Annotated in this window: 14 protein-coding genes; 9 read left to right on the forward strand and 5 right to left on the reverse strand. The window is 64.9% G+C overall.

Translation table 11 applies throughout. The features are described from left to right. Window positions 1-16 precede the first annotated feature (16 nt). From ACKTEK_RS12585 to aguB, 3 genes are all read right to left on the reverse strand, one after another. A complete protein-coding gene (locus tag ACKTEK_RS12585) occupies window positions 17-688 on the reverse strand; it encodes a Crp/Fnr family transcriptional regulator (protein ID WP_409165646.1) in 672 nt (223 codons plus the stop codon). Window positions 689-731: 43 nt separating this feature from the next. Further along, window positions 732-4,211: an indolepyruvate ferredoxin oxidoreductase family protein gene (locus ACKTEK_RS12590; protein WP_409165647.1), complete on the reverse strand. Its 3,480-nt coding sequence runs from the start codon at window positions 4,209-4,211 to the stop codon at window positions 732-734. A 139-nt stretch (window positions 4,212-4,350) separates the two neighbouring features. Continuing rightward, window positions 4,351-5,226, reverse strand: a complete 876-nt coding sequence (aguB, locus tag ACKTEK_RS12595; protein ID WP_409165648.1) for an N-carbamoylputrescine amidase — start codon at window positions 5,224-5,226, stop codon at window positions 4,351-4,353. Window positions 5,227-5,361: 135 nt separating this feature from the next. Here aguB and ACKTEK_RS12600 point away from each other — a divergent pair, with 135 nt between their 5' ends. After that, window positions 5,362-6,414, forward strand: coding sequence for a mechanosensitive ion channel family protein (locus ACKTEK_RS12600; protein WP_409165649.1), 1,053 nt, complete (start codon window positions 5,362-5,364; stop codon window positions 6,412-6,414). A 6-nt stretch (window positions 6,415-6,420) separates the two neighbouring features. Here ACKTEK_RS12600 and ACKTEK_RS12605 read toward each other — a convergent pair whose 3' ends face one another. Next, entirely contained in the window at window positions 6,421-7,452 is a 1,032-nt protein-coding gene (locus ACKTEK_RS12605) for an agmatine/peptidylarginine deiminase (protein ID WP_409165650.1), read from the reverse strand. Between the two features lie 236 nt (window positions 7,453-7,688). Here ACKTEK_RS12605 and ACKTEK_RS12610 point away from each other — a divergent pair, with 236 nt between their 5' ends. The 4 genes from ACKTEK_RS12610 to ACKTEK_RS12625 all read left to right on the forward strand — a co-directional run bounded on the left by ACKTEK_RS12610 (window position 7,689) and on the right by ACKTEK_RS12625 (window position 13,424). Then, window positions 7,689-8,786, forward strand: a complete 1,098-nt coding sequence (locus tag ACKTEK_RS12610; protein WP_409165651.1) for a TRAP transporter substrate-binding protein — start codon at window positions 7,689-7,691, stop codon at window positions 8,784-8,786. 87 nt (window positions 8,787-8,873) lie between these two features. Further along, the gene (locus ACKTEK_RS12615; protein WP_409165652.1) at window positions 8,874-9,878 is read left to right on the forward strand and encodes a TRAP transporter small permease subunit; all 1,005 of its coding nucleotides are present in this window, start codon (window positions 8,874-8,876) and stop codon (window positions 9,876-9,878) included. A 24-nt stretch (window positions 9,879-9,902) separates the two neighbouring features. Next, window positions 9,903-12,566, forward strand: a complete 2,664-nt coding sequence (locus tag ACKTEK_RS12620) for a TRAP transporter large permease subunit (protein ID WP_409165653.1) — start codon at window positions 9,903-9,905, stop codon at window positions 12,564-12,566. A gap of 93 nt (window positions 12,567-12,659) precedes the next feature. Next, complete coding sequence (locus tag ACKTEK_RS12625) at window positions 12,660-13,424, forward strand: gamma-glutamyl-gamma-aminobutyrate hydrolase family protein (RefSeq protein ID WP_409165654.1); 765 nt, start codon at window positions 12,660-12,662, stop codon at window positions 13,422-13,424. A gap of 12 nt (window positions 13,425-13,436) precedes the next feature. Here the strand turns inward: ACKTEK_RS12625 and ACKTEK_RS12630 are convergent, their stop codons facing one another. Beyond that, window positions 13,437-14,111: a haloacid dehalogenase type II gene (locus ACKTEK_RS12630; protein WP_409165655.1), complete on the reverse strand. Its 675-nt coding sequence runs from the start codon at window positions 14,109-14,111 to the stop codon at window positions 13,437-13,439. Window positions 14,112-14,208: 97 nt separating this feature from the next. Here ACKTEK_RS12630 and nthA point away from each other — a divergent pair, with 97 nt between their 5' ends. Genes nthA through ACKTEK_RS12650 form a run of 4 tightly spaced genes read left to right on the forward strand, consistent with a single transcriptional unit; the run spans window position 14,209 to window position 16,753 of the window. Beyond that, window positions 14,209-14,880 carry a nitrile hydratase subunit alpha gene (gene nthA, locus ACKTEK_RS12635; protein ID WP_409165656.1) on the forward strand — a complete coding sequence of 224 codons (672 nt, stop codon included), beginning with the start codon at window positions 14,209-14,211 and terminating at the stop codon, window positions 14,878-14,880. Continuing rightward, the gene (gene nthB, locus ACKTEK_RS12640) at window positions 14,877-15,533 is read left to right on the forward strand and encodes a nitrile hydratase subunit beta (RefSeq protein WP_409165657.1); all 657 of its coding nucleotides are present in this window, start codon (window positions 14,877-14,879) and stop codon (window positions 15,531-15,533) included. Before nthA ends, nthB begins: the two co-directional genes overlap by 4 nt. After that, entirely contained in the window at window positions 15,520-15,882 is a 363-nt protein-coding gene (locus tag ACKTEK_RS12645) for a nitrile hydratase accessory protein (RefSeq protein ID WP_409165658.1), read from the forward strand. Before nthB ends, ACKTEK_RS12645 begins: the two co-directional genes overlap by 14 nt. Beyond that, window positions 15,875-16,753, forward strand: coding sequence for a metallophosphoesterase family protein (locus ACKTEK_RS12650; RefSeq protein ID WP_409165659.1), 879 nt, complete (start codon window positions 15,875-15,877; stop codon window positions 16,751-16,753). The genes ACKTEK_RS12645 and ACKTEK_RS12650 overlap by 8 nt, the downstream gene beginning before the upstream one ends. The last annotated feature ends 3 nt before the right edge of the window (window positions 16,754-16,756 follow it).

A 16,756-nucleotide genomic window follows, 5' to 3' on the forward strand; every position in this document is an offset into this window, starting at 1 on the left:
AGGCCGCGTGCCCGTTTCAGTCGCCGTAACTTGCCAGCGCACCGAGGTCGAGAACCTCGACCCCGCCGTCACACGCGCGAAGCAACCCCTCGTCCGCAAGTGACTGCAAGGCCTTGTTGGCCGCCTGCCGCGACAGGCCGGACAGCTCGGCCAGTTCCTGCTGGTTTGCGTGAAGAGTCGTGCCGACGGCTGGAAACAGCACCGGGTTGAACAGCCAGGCGATGGTGCGTGCAAGCCGTCCGGTCGCATCCAGCATCCGGTCATAGCCGAGCATCCCGATGAACTGCCCGAGCCGCTCGTTGAGCTGCATCACGAGGAAGCGATTGAAGCCGGTCGAATTCTCAAACAGCCAGCGGAAGGTCGCACCGTTCATGAGCGCGACCTCGCTGTCGCGCACGGCGACGATGTCGTACTTGCGCGCCTCGTCCTTGATGATCGAGCCTTCGCCGAACCACCCGCCCGCCGGAACGCCGGAATAGCTGATCGCCTTCCCGTCGGGCGAGATGGTGGACAGCTTGCAGATGCCGCTGACGACGCCGGACCACTGGTCCATCTTGTCGCCGCGATGGCAGACATAGGCCCCGCGCTTGTAGGGGCGCACCGTGATGCCTTGCGCGGCCCGGTCCTTTTCCTCGCGCGTCAGTTGCGACGCCCAGCCCGCGATCCGCTCAAGTTCAGTCGGCGTCATGGCGTTCCAAGTGCTGGCAAGCCTGTTCGCCGTGGTTCATGCCCTACTCCGCTGCCTTCAATCCCGTGTCCGGCGTGGTGCGGAACGCGTCCATCGCCCGTGTCCATGCCGTGCGTGCACCGGCGAGGTTCTCGGCCTTGATGTGCCCGAACCCGCGCACCGCCTGCACCGCACCTGCCGCCGCAACGGCTGAGGAATGATTGCCCGCGGTGAGCGCGGATGCAATCTCGTCGACCATCGTCTCGTACTCGTCGATGAGCGCACGCTCCATGCGACGCTCCTCGGTGTAGCCGAAGACGTCCAGCGCAGTGCCGCGCAGTCCCTTGAAGCGGGCAAGCACACCGAACGCCGACCGCATCCACGGACCGAACTGCATCTTCTTCGGCTCGCCGGTGCTGGGGTCGATGCGCGCCAGTAGCGGCGGCGCGAGGTGATAGGTCAGCTTCAGGTCGCCATCGAACTGCTTGGCGAGCTGCCGTGCGAAATTGCCGTCGGTATAGAGCCGGGCGACCTCGTACTCGTCCTTGTACGACATCACCTTGAACAGCCCGCGCGCGACCGCTTCGCTCAGCGTCGTCGTGCCCGGTGCCGCAGCCTCTTCTGCCGCCCGCACCTTCGCAACACGATCGGTGAAGCGCTTTGCCCAGCCGACATTCTGGTAGGCGGTGAGGAACTCGGCGCGCCGCGCGATCATCTCGTCCAGCGTTTCCGACAGCTGCCGGATCCCGGCCGCCTCGTCGCGCGGGGTAGCCATCACTGCCTCGAAGGCCTTCGGATCGTGCGCGGCAAGGCGGCCGGCCCGGAACGCCTCGATGTTCCTGTCCACGGCCTGACCGTTGAGATGGATCGCTTCCTCCAGCGAGGAACCGGCGACCGGGATCGCCCCGATCTGGTAGGCGAAGCCCAGCATGAAGATGTTCGCCATGATGGAATCGGCGAACAGGCGCGTCGCGATGGCGTGCGCGTCGACCATGTGGACCTTGCCTTCACCGGCGCGCTGGGTGATCGCGCGCTTCAGCCGTTGCGTGGGCAGCGAGAAGTCGGCATTTCGGGTGAAGTCCCCGGGAAGCTGCTCATGGGTGTTGAGCACGACCTCGGTCTGCCCCGGATCGATGGCCGACAGCACCTTCTTGCCGCCGGCAACCACCATGTCGCAGCCAAGGATCAGGTCGGCCCCGCCGGCTGCCACACGAATGGTGGCAATGTCCTCGGGGCGCTTGGCGATGCGCAGGTGCGACATGACCGAGCCGCCTTTCTGCGCAAGACCCGCCATGTCGATGATGCCACAACCCTTGCCCTCGATATGGGACGCCATGCCGATCAGCGCGCCAATGGTGACGACGCCGGTGCCGCCGACACCGGTCACGACCATGGCGAACGGATCATCCAGCGAGGCCTGCTGCGGCTCGGGGACGGACGACACATCGATGCCGTCGAGCGTCTTGGGCGATGCCTTCTTGATCTTTGCACCCGACACGGAGACGAAGCTCGGGCAGAAGCCCTTCAGGCAGGAGAAATCCTTGTTGCACGTCGACTGGTCGATTTGCCGCTTGCGGCCGAACTCGGTTTCCACCGGCACGATGGCGACGCAGTTGGACTTCACGCCGCAATCGCCGCAGCCTTCGCAGACCAGTTCGTTGACGACCACGCGCTTGTCCGGATCGGGGAACGTGCCGCGCTTGCGGCGGCGGCGCTTCTCGGTGGCACAGGTCTGATCATAGATCATGACCGACAGGCCCTGCTCCTCGCGCAGCATCTTCTGGATTTCGTCCAGGTCGTCGCGGTGGCGGATCTGGGTGCCCTCGGGCCAGTGAACGCCGGAGGGGTACTTCTGCGGCTCGTCCGACACGATGATGACGGGCTTTGCGCCTTCTGCTGCAACCTGCGCTGCGATGTCCGGCACCGTCAGCCCGCCTTCGTGGGGCTGGCCGCCGGTCATGGCGACCGCGTCGTTGTAGAGGATCTTGTAGGTGATGTTGACGCCTGAGGCCTTGGCCGCGCGGATCGCCATGTAGCCGGAATGGTTGTAGGTGCCGTCACCGAGGTTCTGGAACACGTGGCCGCGGGTAGAGAACGGCGATTCGCCGATCCAGTTCGCGCCCTCGCCGCCCATGTGGGTGAAGCCCTCGGTCGCCCGGTCCATCCACTGCACCATGTAGCTGCAGCCGATGCCGGCATAGGCGCGGCTGCCGTCCGGCACGTGCGTCGAGGTGTTGTGCGGGCAACCGGCACAGAAATACGGAATGCGCGTCGCGACGTTGTCGGTGTCGGCAAGCGTCTTCTGGAAGGCCTTCAGCGCGGCGACGCGCTCGGCAATCTGCGGGTCGTTCGCGACCTGCAGCACGCGTTCGCCGATGGCGATGGCGATGTCGTTTGAATCCAACGCGCCCTTGGCCGGGAACAGCACGCGCTCGTTCTCGTCGCGCTTGCCCACCACGACCGGGCCGTTGTTGGTGCCGTAGAGCTGCTCCTTGATCTGCGATTCAACGAGCGAGCGCTTCTCTTCCACCACGATGATCTTGTCGAGGCCTTCGGCGAAGGCCTTCACGCCGCGCGGCTCCAGCGGCCACGGGCAACCGATCTTGTAGAGGCGGATGCCGAGGTCGGCGGCCTTCACCTCATCGATGCCGAGATCGGCCAGCGCCTGCAGCGTGTCGAGATAGGACTTGCCGAGCGAAGCAATACCAATGCTCGGCTTCGAACCGCCGCGCCAGATCACGTGGTTGATCGGGTTGGCGCGCAGGAAGGCCTGGATGGCGTCGCGCTTGTAGTCGTGCAGCCGCGCTTCCTGGTCGATGGGGTGGTCGTTCGGGCGGATGTTCAGCCCGCCTTCGGGCATCTCGAAATCGTCGGGAATGTTGAACGACACGCGGTCCAGCGCACCGTCGATGGAGGCGGTGGATTCAACCGTGTCCTTGATGCACTTGAGCGCAGCCCACACACCGGCATAGCGCGACAGCGCGTAGCCGTAGAGGCCGTAGTCGAGGATTTCCTGCACGCCGGCCGGGTTCAGCACCGGGATCATCGCATCGACGAAGGCGAACTCGGACTGGTGCGCGGTCGTGGAGGATTCGCAGGTATGGTCGTCGCCCATCAGCGCCAGCACGCCACCGTTCTTGGAAGAGCCCGCGAAGTTGGAGTGGCGGAAGACGTCGCCGGTCCGGTCAACGCCCGGACCCTTGCCGTACCAGATGCCGAAGACGCCATCGAACTTGCCTTCGCCGCGCATCTCGGCCTGCTGAGCGCCCCACAGGGCGGTCGCGGCGAGGTCCTCGTTGAGACCGGGCTGGAACAGGATGTCGGCGGGCGCAAGCACGTTCCTGGCGCGGGAGAACTGCTGGTCGAGACCGCCGAGCGGCGAGCCGCGATAGCCGGTGACGTAGCCTGCCGTGTTCAGGCCCTTGCGGCGGTCCAGCTCCTTTTGCATCAGGACGAGGCGCACCAGCGCCTGCGTGCCAGATACGAAGATGCGGTCCTTGCCCAGGTCGTACTTGTCGCCAAGGCTGACGTCGTGCTTGCCCATCTGGTTCGCTTCCCTGCCGGCGCGACTGGTCGCGTGGCCGTTGTTTGTTATGCGAACCGGGAGCGTGATCGCGCTCCCGGAACGCGTACTCTACTTAAGTTCTAATCTATCGCACCGGAAATGTCCAGTTAGGTCAGCTTTACTGACCTAACCCGTCCATGCTTGCGATCGGGCCGTAATGTTCCGGCCGGCGGTCGCGGAACAGGCCCCATGCGGCGCGGTGCGCCGCGATTTCGTCTAGGTCGAACTCCGCCGTCAGCACCGCTTCTTCCGTGCGATCTGCTTCCACGATTTTCTGCCCCTGCCAGTCGGCGATGAAGGACGAACCGTAGAAGTTCAGCTCTGTTCCGCGCTTGCCAGGCTCCGTGCCGATCCGGTTGGAGGAGACCAGCGGCATGAGGTTCGCGCCCGCATGACCGCACATCACCGTCTGCCAGTGTTTGGCGGAATCCCAGTTCGGATCGATCAGCTCGGACCCGATGGCCGTCGGGTAGAACAGGATTTCCGCGCCCTTCAGCGCCATGCAGCGCGCGGACTCCGGGAACCACTGGTCCCAGCAGATCGCCGCGCCAAGCCGCCCGAACCCGGTTTCAAACACCATGAAGCCGGTATCGCCGGGACTGAAATAGAATTTCTCCTGGTAGCCGGACCCTTGCGGAATATGGGTCTTGCGGTAGACGCCGAGCATCGACCCGTCGCCATCCACCATGGCGAGCGAATTGAAAAAGGCGTTGTTCGCCTTTTCGAAGAAGGAGACCGGCAACACCACGCCCAGCTCCTTGGCAAGCTCGCGGAACCGGTTCACCGCCGGGTTCTTGGCAACCGGCGTTGCGCGCGTGAAATGCTCCGGCAACTCGTCCTGGCAGAAGTAGTAGCCCTCGAAGAGCTCCTGGATCAGCACGACGTTGGCGCCGCGCGCGGCGGCCTCGTGCACCAGCTTCTCGGCATGTGCAATGTTGTCGTCCACGTCGTCACTGCAGGCCATCTGTGTCGCGGCCACAATTACCTTGCGCATCGTCTCTCCCGATCTGTCGTTCGCGCGTTGATCGCGAGTCGGGAACCAACCCGCGCCATCCGACCTTTACTCTAGCGTCCCCGGCGCGCGCTGCCACAGCCAAGTCGCCTTCCTCCGCACGCAAATGGAGCCGTCTTGGAACCCGTCAAAATTCTGGTCACCCAGCTCAACGCGATGGCCGCCACGACCATCGCCCTGTTGCCGCAGATTGCCATCGCGCTGATCGTCATTTTCGTAACGTGGGCGCTGGCCGCGCTGGCCGCCTCGCTCATGCGGCGCGCCACGTCGCGCATGAAGCTGCGCCCCTCGCTCGCCCGCCTCTTCCGGCTGATGGTGCGCATCGGCATCTGGGTCGTCGGCCTGATGGTGGCGGCCGTCATCATCTTCCCGACCCTGACGCCGGCCAGCATGCTCGCGGGTCTCGGCATCGGCTCGGTCGCCATCGGCTTTGCCTTCAAGGACATCTTCGAGAATTTCCTCGCTGGCATCATAATCCTGCTGCGCCGGGAGATGCGCATCGGCGACTTCATCGAGTGCGACGACATCGATGGCGTCGTGGAAGCGATCCACATCCGCGAAACCCATGTCCGCAAGACCGACGGTCAACTGGTGATCGTGCCCAATGCGACGCTGTTCAAGGAGCCACTCTACATCCTCACCGACCTGCCGCTGCGCCGTGTCACAGTCATCTGCGGCGTCGCCTACGATGAAGACGTCAACCAGTCCCGCGAGGTCATCACCGCCGCCGTGAAGGGATGCGACACCGTCGAGCAGGACAACAAGCCCATCCAGGTCTTCGCGCAGGAATTCGCGGACTCATCAATCAACTTTGAAGTCACGTGGTGGACCGGGTCGAAACCCGTGGACGTGCGCACGTCCCGCGACCAGGTGGTGTCCGCCGTCAAGCGCGCGCTGGACGAGGCGGGCATCGAGATCCCGTTCCCCTACCGCACGCTCACCTTCAAGGAGCCGCTGCCGCTGTCGCGCTCGCCGGAGGAACCCGCGGGGGGCAGCGACGTGGCGGAGGATGCCGCCGCCAGGTCGCCGAAGCAAAAGGCTCCGGCAAAACCGAAGTCCTCATCAGGCGCGAAAACGCGCACGACTGCGCAAGCCAAGTCTGGCGACAAAACCGGATCAGGCGCGACAGGCAAGCCTTCCGCGAAACCGCGCGCGACAAGAAAGAGCTGATCGAGGTCAGACCGCCGGCTGCTGCTGCGTGATGCAGTGCACGCCGCCACCGCTCTCGAAGATGCGCAGCGCGTCCACGCCAACCAGCCTGCGGCCCGGAAGCAGGCGTGACAGTGTATCGGCGGCAACCTCGTCCTGCGGGTCGTCGAACCGGCAGGCAATGATGCCGCCGTTGCAGATGTAGAAATTCACGTAGCTGAGCGACATCGGCTCGCCATCCGCGTCCTGGCGGTCGGCGGGCGCATCGATCACGACGACCTCCAGCGGTTTGCCGTGCGCATCCTTCGCAGCCCGCAGGATCGCGATGTTCTCCGCGGCCGTCTCAAAATCCGGGTGGTCGCGGTCCGGCTGGCCGTGGGCGACGACGACGCCGGGCGAGACAAAGCAGGCGAGCGTGTCGATATGTCCGTCGGTGCCCATCGACCCTTCGTCGGCAACGACCCCGCGCTTGAGCCAGATCGCATGGCGCGTGCCAAGCAGGCGATGGCACTCGGCCTCGACCTCCTGACGGTTCCAGTTTGGATTGCGGTTGACGTTCAGCTGAACGGATTCCGTCAGCAGCAATGTCCCTTCACCGTCGACATGAATGCCGCCGCCTTCGTTGACGAGGCGCGACGCAAACCGCGCCGCACCCGCCTGCTCCGCAACGAACCGCGCAACCAGCGCATCGTCGCGGGCTTCGGGAAAGGTGCGCCCGCCCCAGCCGTTGAACGTCCAGTCCACCGCGCCGAGCTTGCCCTGCGACGTGACGAAGGTCGGACCGCTGTCGCGGATCCAGCTGTCGCCGAGCGGGTGCTCGACGATATCGACCGCGTCATCGAGGTATTCGCGCGCCTGTGCTGCCTTGCCCGGCGGCGCGATCATCGTCACCGGTTCGAACTGCGACACCGCGTTCGCGGTCGCCGACCAGGCTCCGAACGCGCCAACGGGATCGTGATCGATGACGAACGGGTTGCAGGGCCACGCCATCCAGGTGCGCGCATGTGACGCCCATTCCGGCGGCATCGCGAAGCCCGTCCCAGTCGCCGAATTGCTCATCCAAAAGCCCTCCTGCACATCGTTGTGCGCCGCATCATGCTTGTTTCAAGGTCATTTCCGCAACATTGCACGAGTTGCAGGCACCGTCGCTGGAATGCTTGCGGAATTCTATGGCCACCGATAAGTTTCGGCTTCCCGCTGCACATTACCCCGGAACAAACCGGTGAATTCGCGGGGACGATCCCTCTGAATAGGGAGGGGACCGGTTGGATACACATCCATACAGAGGTGGAGAAATGAAAAGACGTGATTTTCTGAAGGGCGCTGCCGTTACGGCTTCCGCCGTTGGTGCGACGACGCTCGCCGCCCCTGCCATTGCGCAGGGCACGACCGAGATGGCGATCGTTTCGACTTGGCCGCGCGACTTCCCGGGCCTCGGCACCAGCGCCCAGCGCGCCGCCGCCCGCATCGCGGAGCTTTCCGAAGGCCGCATCAACGTGACCTACTTCGCCGCCGGCGAGAAGGTCGGTGCGTTCGACTCGCTCGACGAAGTGGCCGCCGGCAACAGCCAAGCCTATATCGGCGCCGACTATTACTGGAAGGGCAAGCACCCGGCCTGGGCATACTTCACCGCCGTGCCGTTCGGCCTCACCTACGCCGAAATTGACGCGTGGATGAAGTTCGGCGGCGGCAAGGAGCTGCACGAGGAAGTGGCCGGCCAGTTCGGCATTCACCCCATCCAGGTCGGCAATACCGGCGTGCAGATGGGCGGCTGGTTCAACAAGGAAATCGAGACCGCTGACGACCTGAAGGGTCTGAAGATGCGTATTCCGGGCCTCGGCGGCGACGTTCTCGCCAAGCTCGGTGCTTCGCCGGTTTCGCTGCCGGGCGGCCAGATCTACGAAAACCTGGTTTCCGGCTCCATCGACGCCACCGAGTGGGTCGGCCCGTGGAACGACTACTTCCTGAAGTTCTACGAAGCCGCGAAGTACTACTACTATCCGGGCATGCACGAGCCGGGCTCTCAGCTCACCATGGGCATCAATGCCGATTGGTGGGGCGGTCTGTCCAAGGCAGACCAGAACCTCATCACCGCGGCCTGCATGGAAGAAAACGCCATGCAGATGGCCGAGACCAATGCCCGCAACGGTGAGTACCTCACAAAGCTCATCGACGAGCACGGCGTTGAGCTGAAGCAGTTCAGCGACGAGGTCTACGACGCCTTCTACGAAGCTGCCGAGGAAGTCTTCGACGAGACCCGCCAGCACAGCGAACTGGCCGCGAAGGTGCACGACAACTTCGTGAACTTCCGTGCCGACGTTGGCCGCTGGATGCTCGCCGCCGAGGCGACCTACCTGCGCCAGCGCAACCGCGTTTCCGGTGTCAAGCTCTAAGAAAAGTTCGAAAAAGAACGAAGACATACGGGACGGGGCCGGCAGGCCCCGTCCCATCAGTACAATGGAGTTGGGGGGAGCACGCTCGTGACAGCGCTTGACGCGTCGGCGGATACAACGCCGTCCGGTTCCGACATGACGCCACTGGTGACCCGGCTTTTCGGCTGGATCATGCTGGCCGTCATGGTCGCTTTTGTTGCCAATGCCTATCTCACCTACTGGCTTGACCTGCCGGGCGCAAACAACGCGCTGACCGGCAACGGCGGTGCCATGGCCTTTCTCCAGGTCGGCATCTACGTGGCCATGGCCATCTTCGGCGCGCTTTACGTCATGAGCACGCGCTCGCGCACGCTGCGCGAGGATTCGGCACGCATCTCCAACATAAACGTCGTCTTCATCCGTGCCGCCTTCTGGGCCGTGCTTCTGGTGGGGCTGGCGGATGCCTTCATCTCGTTCCTGCGCGTCGAGGGCCTTCTGGAAAGCGTCTTCGGCAGCGACCTCGCCAGTGCGTTCGGGCGCTCGAACTTCCGCGGCACGTTCGTACACATGCCGCTCATCGGCATCTCGATAATCATCGCCTTCTTCACGCGCACGCTCGGCTTCTACTGGCTCGCGCTGCTCGTCGTGATGGCCGAGTTGATCATCGTCATCGGCCGCTTCATCTTTTCCTACGAGCAGGCCTTCATGGCCGACCTGGTGCGCTTCTGGTACGCAGCGCTCTTCCTCTTCGCCAGCGCCTACACTTTGCTGGAAGAAGGCCATGTGCGGGTCGACGTCTTCTATGCCGGCCTCGCCAGCCGTACCAAGGGGTGGCTGAATGCCACCGGGACCCTGATCTTCGGTATTCCGCTTTGCTGGGTCATCCTGATGATCGGCGCCGGCTCGAAGCAGTCGATCATCATCAGCCCGCTGCTCTCCTTCGAGGTGACGCAGGCCGGGTTCGGGATGTACGTCAAATACATGATGGCAGGCTTCCTCGCCGTCTTCGCCATCTCCATGCTCATTCAATTCGTGAGTTACCTGCTGGACGCGGTCGCCGACATCCGCGGCGAACCCGGCGGGCGTGACCACGAAAGCCACGCGACCGCTTAACGCGCCAGCCCGTCAGGATCTTTCATGGAACTTTTCTTCATCCTGGTTCTGATCGTAACGATGGCCTACGCGCTCGGCTCCGGCTATCCGGTCGCCTTCGCGCTTCCAGGCTCTGCGATCCTAACTATCGCGCTGGCCTCGCTGGTCGGCTATTTCGCCACCGGCAGCGTCGACGCCTATTTCACCCATGGCGGACCCGGCCAGTGGCTGAGCGCCGGCGTGACCAACTTCCGCGGCATCTACTGGGAAGCCGAACGCGATACGCTGATCGCCATTCCGCTCTTCGTGTTCATGGGCATCATGCTCCAGCGCTCGAAGATCGCCGAAGACCTTCTCGTCACCATGGCGCAGCTCTTCGGCCCGATCCCCGGTGGCCTTGGCATCTCGGTCGTCTTCGTGGGCGCGCTGCTGGCAGCCACCACCGGCATCGTCGGCGCAACGGTCGTGGCCATGGGCCTGATCTCGCTGCCGGCCATGCTGCGCAACCGCTACTCGCCCGCGCTTGCAACCGGCACCATCGCCGCATCCGGCACGCTCGGGCAGATCATCCCGCCCTCCATCGTGCTCATCATCCTGGCTGACCAGCTCGCCAGCGCCGTCGACCAGGCGAGCACCACCCGGCAGGCGCTCTACAAGGCATCCACCGGCGAAATCTCCATGCCCGCCGACTTCGCGCTGACATCCACCAGCGCGGGCGAAATGTTCCTCGGCGCTCTCGTGCCCGGCCTGCTTCTCGTTGGCCTCTACATGCTGTTCATCCTCGGTTTCGCGCTACTGAAGCCGCACATGGCACCAACCGTGCCGCGCGAAGGCGCCTATGACCGCCGCTTCGCCTGGCAGGTCTTCATCACGCTGGTGCCGCCGCTGGCGCTGATCTTCCTCGTCCTCGGCTCCATCATCATGGGCATCGCGACCGTGAACCAGGCCGGTGCCATCGGTGCCATCGGCGCCATGATCATGGCCGGCTATCGCCTGCGCGACGGCGAGAAGGGGGCCTATACGCCCGCCATCCTCGCCATCATCGCGCTGCTCGCGGTGGGCGTCGTCGTCAGCTTCCACGCCGTCAACATCAAGCGCATCACCACCAGCACCGACGTGCTGGCCCTCGTGGTCGCGCTGATCGCCGTTTCGCTGCTCCTCATCGCGATCTTCTGGAGCGGCTGGCGCACCATGAAGATCGAGGACACGCTGCGCGGCGTGATGATCGAGACCGCGAAGACGACCTCGCTGGTCTTCATCATCCTCATCGGTGCCGCCATGCTGACGGCTGCCTTCCGTGCCTTCGGCGGCGAGGACCTCGTGCGCGAGTTCCTGCAGTCGATGCCCGGCGGCTTCTGGTCGCAATTCGTCATCGTGATGCTGGTGATCTTCATCCTCGGCTTCTTCCTCGACTTCATCGAGATCGCCGTGGTCGTGGTGCCCATCGTCGCGCCGATCCTGCTGGCCGACCCGAGCGCCAACGTCACGGCCGTGTGGCTCGGCGTCATGATCGGCCTGAACATCCAGACCTCGTTCCTGACGCCGCCGTTCGGCTTCGCACTGTTCTATCTTCGCGGCGTCGCGCCCGCGACGGTGCGTACGATCGCGATGTACAAGGGCGTCATCGCCTTCATCGGCCTGCAGTTGATGGCACTCACCATTGTCGGCCTCAACCCGGCGCTGGTGAACTACCTGCCCAACCGCGTCTCTCTGCTGTCGGAAACCGCTCCGCCGCCGAAGAACCCGCGCCTGCAGGTCTGCATGGAAGAGTTCGCGGCCGAGGAATATGCCGAGAACGGCGACGAGATCGCCGCTGCCATCGAGCGCGCCCGTGCACTCGACCTCTCGCTGCTGCCCGAAGACCTCGCCGAAGATCTCACGGAGAGCTTCGACACCGCCGCCGAGGCCATCCCGCAGATGGAGGAAATCCTCGCAGCGCAGCGGGCCATCGACGACGCGACCTACGAGTACAAGCCGCTGCACCGCCAGGTTCGCGGCATCGAGCGTGACGTGCGCCGGCTGGATGCGCGTATCGAGGACCTCGAACTCGTCGTCGTGCGCTCCGGCCCCACTGGCATCTATTCCGCCGAACAGGGCGAGAATGCCAAGGAGCGGATCGCAGACCTGACCGCCCAGAAGGAAGAGCTGGAAGCTGGCATCCCGCCGGAGTGGGATGAAGCCGCCAAGCAGTTCAAGACGCTCCAGCAGGCAGACCAGCGGGCCCGCCTCGCCTATCGCCGTACCACCGACCAGGCGTACGAGCCGGTCGTGGAAGTGCTGCAGGTGATCCGTGCCGGCGATGCGCTCAAGGCACTGCGCAATGACATCGAGGCCCTTCAGGAAGCCCTCGACAAGGACACCGCCGAAGAGTTCGTCGAGAAGGTCTCGGCCGTCCGCTCGATGGTCGGTGACGTGCCCGGCGCAGGTGACGTTCGTGACCCGATCAACGAGGCCCGCAAGGCCATGCGCAGCAGCACGCCGGACAAGGAAACGGCGCGCACGGAACTGGCCAACGCTATGCAGGCGCTCGAGCGCGAGATCGCATGGCGAGAACAGGCCAGCACGGAACTGCTACCGCAGCTCGAGGTCTACAACGCAGCCATTCGCGACACGATCGGCCTGCGTGGGCTCGACCGCCTGCCGCGTGAACAGGCGCTCTACGTCGCCGGCTGCTCCTCGCATCACCGCGATGTCTCGCTGAGCTTCTAACGCAGACCTCATCCGCGTGCCCGCCGCTTGAAATGGCGGCGGGCACGCGCACATAGTCGGCGCCAGATACGCACGCACCGGGTAACCCCATCCATGACGCAAAAGCCGCTCGTCCTCGTTTCAACCGACGTCAAGGACATCGATGGCTACACGTGGCACGCAGCCCCGGTGACCTACATCTCGGCGCTCGCAGGCCAGGCTGCCGTGATGCCGCTGCTGGTGCCTTCGCTCGGCGCATCCGCCGATCTTGAATCGGCCATCGCCTGCTGTGACGGCGTGTTGCTGACAGGCTCGCGCTCCAACGTGCATCCGCCGCTCTACGGCGAGGAGGCGAGCGAAAAGCACGAGCCCTTCGACCGCGACCGCGACGCGACGACTTTCCCGCTGGCGAAGCTCGCCCTTGAAAAGGGCGTGCCGCTCTTCGCCATCTGTCGCGGCCACCAGGAGCTAAATGTGATTCTCGGCGGCACCATTGCCGGCGAGATCCAGGAGCAGGAAGGGCGCATGGACCACCGAGCGCCCCAGTCCACCGACAACGACGAGCGCTTCCGCATTGCCCATCCCGTGCGGACATGCGTCGGCGGCATGCTCCACGACATTCTCGGCACCGAAGAAGTGCGCGTGAACTCACTCCACCGGCAGGCCATCGACAAGCTGGCACCGGGGCTCGAGGTCGAGGCCACCGCCGAGGACGGCACCATCGAGGCGACCAGCGTAAAGGGCGCAAAGGCATTCGCGATGTCCGTCCAGTGGCATCCGGAATACTGGGCCGGCAGCGACGACGTTTCGCGCAAGCTGTTCGAGGCCTTCGGCGATGCGTGCCGCAAGTACCGCGCAGCCCGCATGCTGCGCGACTAGGCAAGGCTCAGCTCAACACTTCAGGAAATCGGCAACGTCGGCCAGTTGCTCGCCGCGCGCTGCGAAGCTGCCGGGCAGGCGCTCGTCCGGCTGACCGGTGCGGTTGAGCCAGATCACGTTGAATCCGAAATGCGCCGCCGCGTGCGCATCCCAGCCGTTGGAGGAGACGAACAGCACGTTGTCCGGCTTCACGTCCATCTGTTCGCGGACCATCTCGTAGACGCTGTTATGCGGCTTGTTGACCTTGATCGCGTCGACCGAAATCACGTGGTCGAGATGCGGTCCCAGGCCCGACGCCTGAACGCCGGAGGAGAGCATCGGCGTGCAGCCGTTCGACAGGATCGCCGTCGCGCGCCCGCTGGCCTTCAGCCGCTGCAACGTGTCCACCGCGTCCGGGTAGGCGTCGATGTTGTTGTAGAGGTCGAGGAGCCGCGAACGCAGGTCGGCATCCTTCATGCCGTTGGCTTCCATCGCGAAATCCAGCGCATCCGCCGTCACCTCGCGGAAGTCCTTGTAGGCGCCCATCAGGCTGCGCAGCCAAGTGTAATTCAACTGCTTGTCGCGCCACGTCTGCGAGAAGGCCGGCCACTTGTCGCCGATTTCATCGGCAAACCGCCGCGCCGGCCCGTTCACGTCGAACAGCGTGCCATATGCGTCGAACACGCAAGCCCTGATATCCAGTGTCATCGGTTCCCCCTTCCCTTCACATTGTTTTGCGCAGGGTTCCAAATCCGCAGCGTTGGAGCAACTATGCAGGGGGCAAGACGCACATGACGAGGCAAGAATGAGCGACCACGATCACGATGCGGCGAGCGCCGGGCATCACCATCATCACGGCCACGACCACTCCGAACTCGACGAGATGGAGCTGCGCGTGCGCACGCTCGAATCCCTGCTGTTCGAGAAGGGTTATGTCGACCCGCCCGCGCTGGACGCGCTGATCGAGACCTACGAGACCAAGGTCGGCCCGCGCAACGGCGCTGCCGTCGTTGCCCGCGCCTGGGCTGAACCCGAGTTTATGGAACAGCTTCGCACCGACGCGACCGCGGCCATCTCGTCCATGGGCTTCACCGGGCGGCAGGGGGAACACATGGTCGCGGTCGAGAACACCCCCGACACCCACAACATGGTCGTGTGCACGCTTTGCTCCTGCTACCCGTGGACGGTGCTGGGCCTGCCGCCTGTCTGGTACAAGACGCCGGCCTACCGCTCCCGCGCCATTTCGCAGCCGCGCGACGTTCTCGGCGAATTCGGCGTCACCCTGCCTGAGGCCACCAAGGTGCGCGTCTGGGATTCAACCGCAGAGACCCGCTACCTCGTCGTGCCGATGCGCCCCGACGGCACCGATGGCATGAGCGCGGACGACCTCGCCTGCCTCGTGACCCGTGATTCCATGATCGGCACGGGGCTGGCGCTGACACCGGATGAAGCCCGCGCCCAGGGACGGCTCGCATGAACGGCCCGCATGATCTCGGCGGTGCGGACGGCTTCGGCCCGCTGCCGCTGGAAGACAACGAACCGCTGTTCCACGGCGAATGGGAAAAGCGCGTTCTCGCGCTGACGCTCGCCATGGGCGCGACCGGGGCCTGGAATCTCGACATGTCGCGCCACGCGCGCGAGCGCACCCCGCCGGCGCAATATCTCTCCTCCAGCTACTACCAGATCTGGTTCGAGGGCCTGACCCGGCTGATGCGCGAGCGTGGGCTGGCGACACCCGAGGAACTCGCGACCGGAAAGGCCAGTCAACCGCCTGCGCAGCTCAAGCGCGTGCTGAAAGCCGATGACGTCGCCCGCGTGCTGGCCGCAGGCGGTCCGTGCGACCGCGAGACGAGCACGAGGCCTGTCTACGCCGTCGGCGATATCGTTCGCGCAGCCCTCGTCAATCCGAAGGGGCACACCCGCCTGCCGCGCTATGTGCGCGGACATACAGGCGTCATCGAACGCGTGCATGGATGCCACGTCTTTCCCGATGCCAATGCCCACGGCGAAGGCGAACAGCCGCAATGGCTCTACGGCGTCAGCTTCGATGCCGGGGCGATCTTCGGTCCCGGGCGGGCCGGCGACACGATCCACGTGGACATGTGGGAGCCCTATCTTGAGCGCGCCTGAAGAGAGCATCAGCCAAAGCCCCGGCATCGCCCGCGATGCGGACGGGCCGGTCTTCGCCGAACCGTGGGAGGCGAAGGCCTTCGCGCTGGCCGTGACCTGCCACGAGCGCGGACTGTTCGACTGGCCGACCTGGGCGCAGACGCTGGGCGCGACCATCAAGGCTCAGCCGGACCTGCCCTACTACCGGCAATGGCTGGCTGCGCTGGAAACCCTGCTGGCGGAGACCGGCACCATTGGCGTGGACGAGCGGCTGGAGCGCATCGACGCGTGGGACCGCGCCGCCCGCGCCACGCCGCACGGCGAACCCATCGAGCTTGGCCGCGATCTCCTCGAGAGCCACCATGACTGAGCCTGCCCTCGAAACCCGTGACCTCGGCTCGGTTGCTGAACCGCTGCTCGTCTTCGGGGGCGTCTATTCCAACCTCGAAGCCTTCGAGGCAATCGAGAAGGTCGCCCGCGAACGCGGCATCCCCGCTTCGCACATGGTCCACACCGGCGACATCATCGCCTATGGCGCGGACCCGGCTGAATGCGCGGGCAAGCTGCATGATCTCGGCTGCCCCGCGATCAAGGGCAATGTCGAGCAGCAATTGTTCGATGGCGCGATCGACTGCGGCTGCGGCTTTGACGAGGGCACCGGCTGCGACCTGCTGTCGGTGCAATGGTACGCTTTCGCGAAGTCACGCGTCAGCGACGCGCTGTGCCGCTGGATGGGCACCCTGCCCGATCACCTGACCCTGTCTATGGGCGGCGTCTCGATCCGCGTCGTCCACGGCACCCCGTCACAGGTGAACCGCTTCCTCTATGGACCGGAGCCGGAGGCCGAGTTCACCGGCGAACTGGACAACGTGACCGAGGACCTCATCATCGGCGGGCACAGCGGCTTCCCGTTCTTTCGCCGGTTCGGCGCACGCGGCTGGCTCAACACGGGGGCGGCGGGCATCCCCGCTGACGATGGCACGGCGCGCGGCTGGTACGCGGTACTGACGCCTGCGGACGGCGGCGTGGAGATCGCGCTTCACGGCCTCGAATACGACCATGAACAAACCATCGCGAAGCTGCGGGCGGCAGGCCTGCCGGAACCTTATGCCGTCGCCATGCAAGGCGGGCCGGTACCCAACCGGGACACGCTGCCGCAAGCCTTGCAGGCCCGCGCCGGCAAGCGGCTGGATTTTGCTGTCGAGAAAATGAAGGCGCGGACGCTGGCATCGGCCTCCTGAACG

It is taken from the genome of Tepidamorphus sp. 3E244, assembly GCF_046159835.1.
Lineage (GTDB): Bacteria > Pseudomonadota > Alphaproteobacteria > Rhizobiales > Tepidamorphaceae > JACKJK01.

What these genes read in the sequence shown, in the direction of transcription:
- ACKTEK_RS12585 (WP_409165646.1), bottom strand. Translation starts at nt 688, where the DNA reads ATGACGCCGACTGAACTTGAGCGGATCGCGGGCTGGGCGTCGCAACTG.
- ACKTEK_RS12590 (WP_409165647.1), bottom strand. Translation starts at nt 4,211, where the DNA reads ATGGGCAAGCACGACGTCAGCCTTGGCGACAAGTACGACCTGGGCAAG.
- aguB (WP_409165648.1), bottom strand. Translation starts at nt 5,226, where the DNA reads ATGCGCAAGGTAATTGTGGCCGCGACACAGATGGCCTGCAGTGACGAC.
- ACKTEK_RS12605 (WP_409165650.1), bottom strand. Translation starts at nt 7,452, where the DNA reads ATGAGCAATTCGGCGACTGGGACGGGCTTCGCGATGCCGCCGGAATGG.
- ACKTEK_RS12610 (WP_409165651.1), top strand. Translation starts at nt 7,689, where the DNA reads ATGAAAAGACGTGATTTTCTGAAGGGCGCTGCCGTTACGGCTTCCGCC.
- ACKTEK_RS12620 (WP_409165653.1), top strand. Translation starts at nt 9,903, where the DNA reads ATGGAACTTTTCTTCATCCTGGTTCTGATCGTAACGATGGCCTACGCG.
- ACKTEK_RS12625 (WP_409165654.1), top strand. Translation starts at nt 12,660, where the DNA reads ATGACGCAAAAGCCGCTCGTCCTCGTTTCAACCGACGTCAAGGACATC.
- ACKTEK_RS12630 (WP_409165655.1), bottom strand. Translation starts at nt 14,111, where the DNA reads ATGACACTGGATATCAGGGCTTGCGTGTTCGACGCATATGGCACGCTG.
- nthA (WP_409165656.1), top strand. Translation starts at nt 14,209, where the DNA reads ATGAGCGACCACGATCACGATGCGGCGAGCGCCGGGCATCACCATCAT.
- nthB (WP_409165657.1), top strand. Translation starts at nt 14,877, where the DNA reads ATGAACGGCCCGCATGATCTCGGCGGTGCGGACGGCTTCGGCCCGCTG.
- ACKTEK_RS12650 (WP_409165659.1), top strand. Translation starts at nt 15,875, where the DNA reads ATGACTGAGCCTGCCCTCGAAACCCGTGACCTCGGCTCGGTTGCTGAA.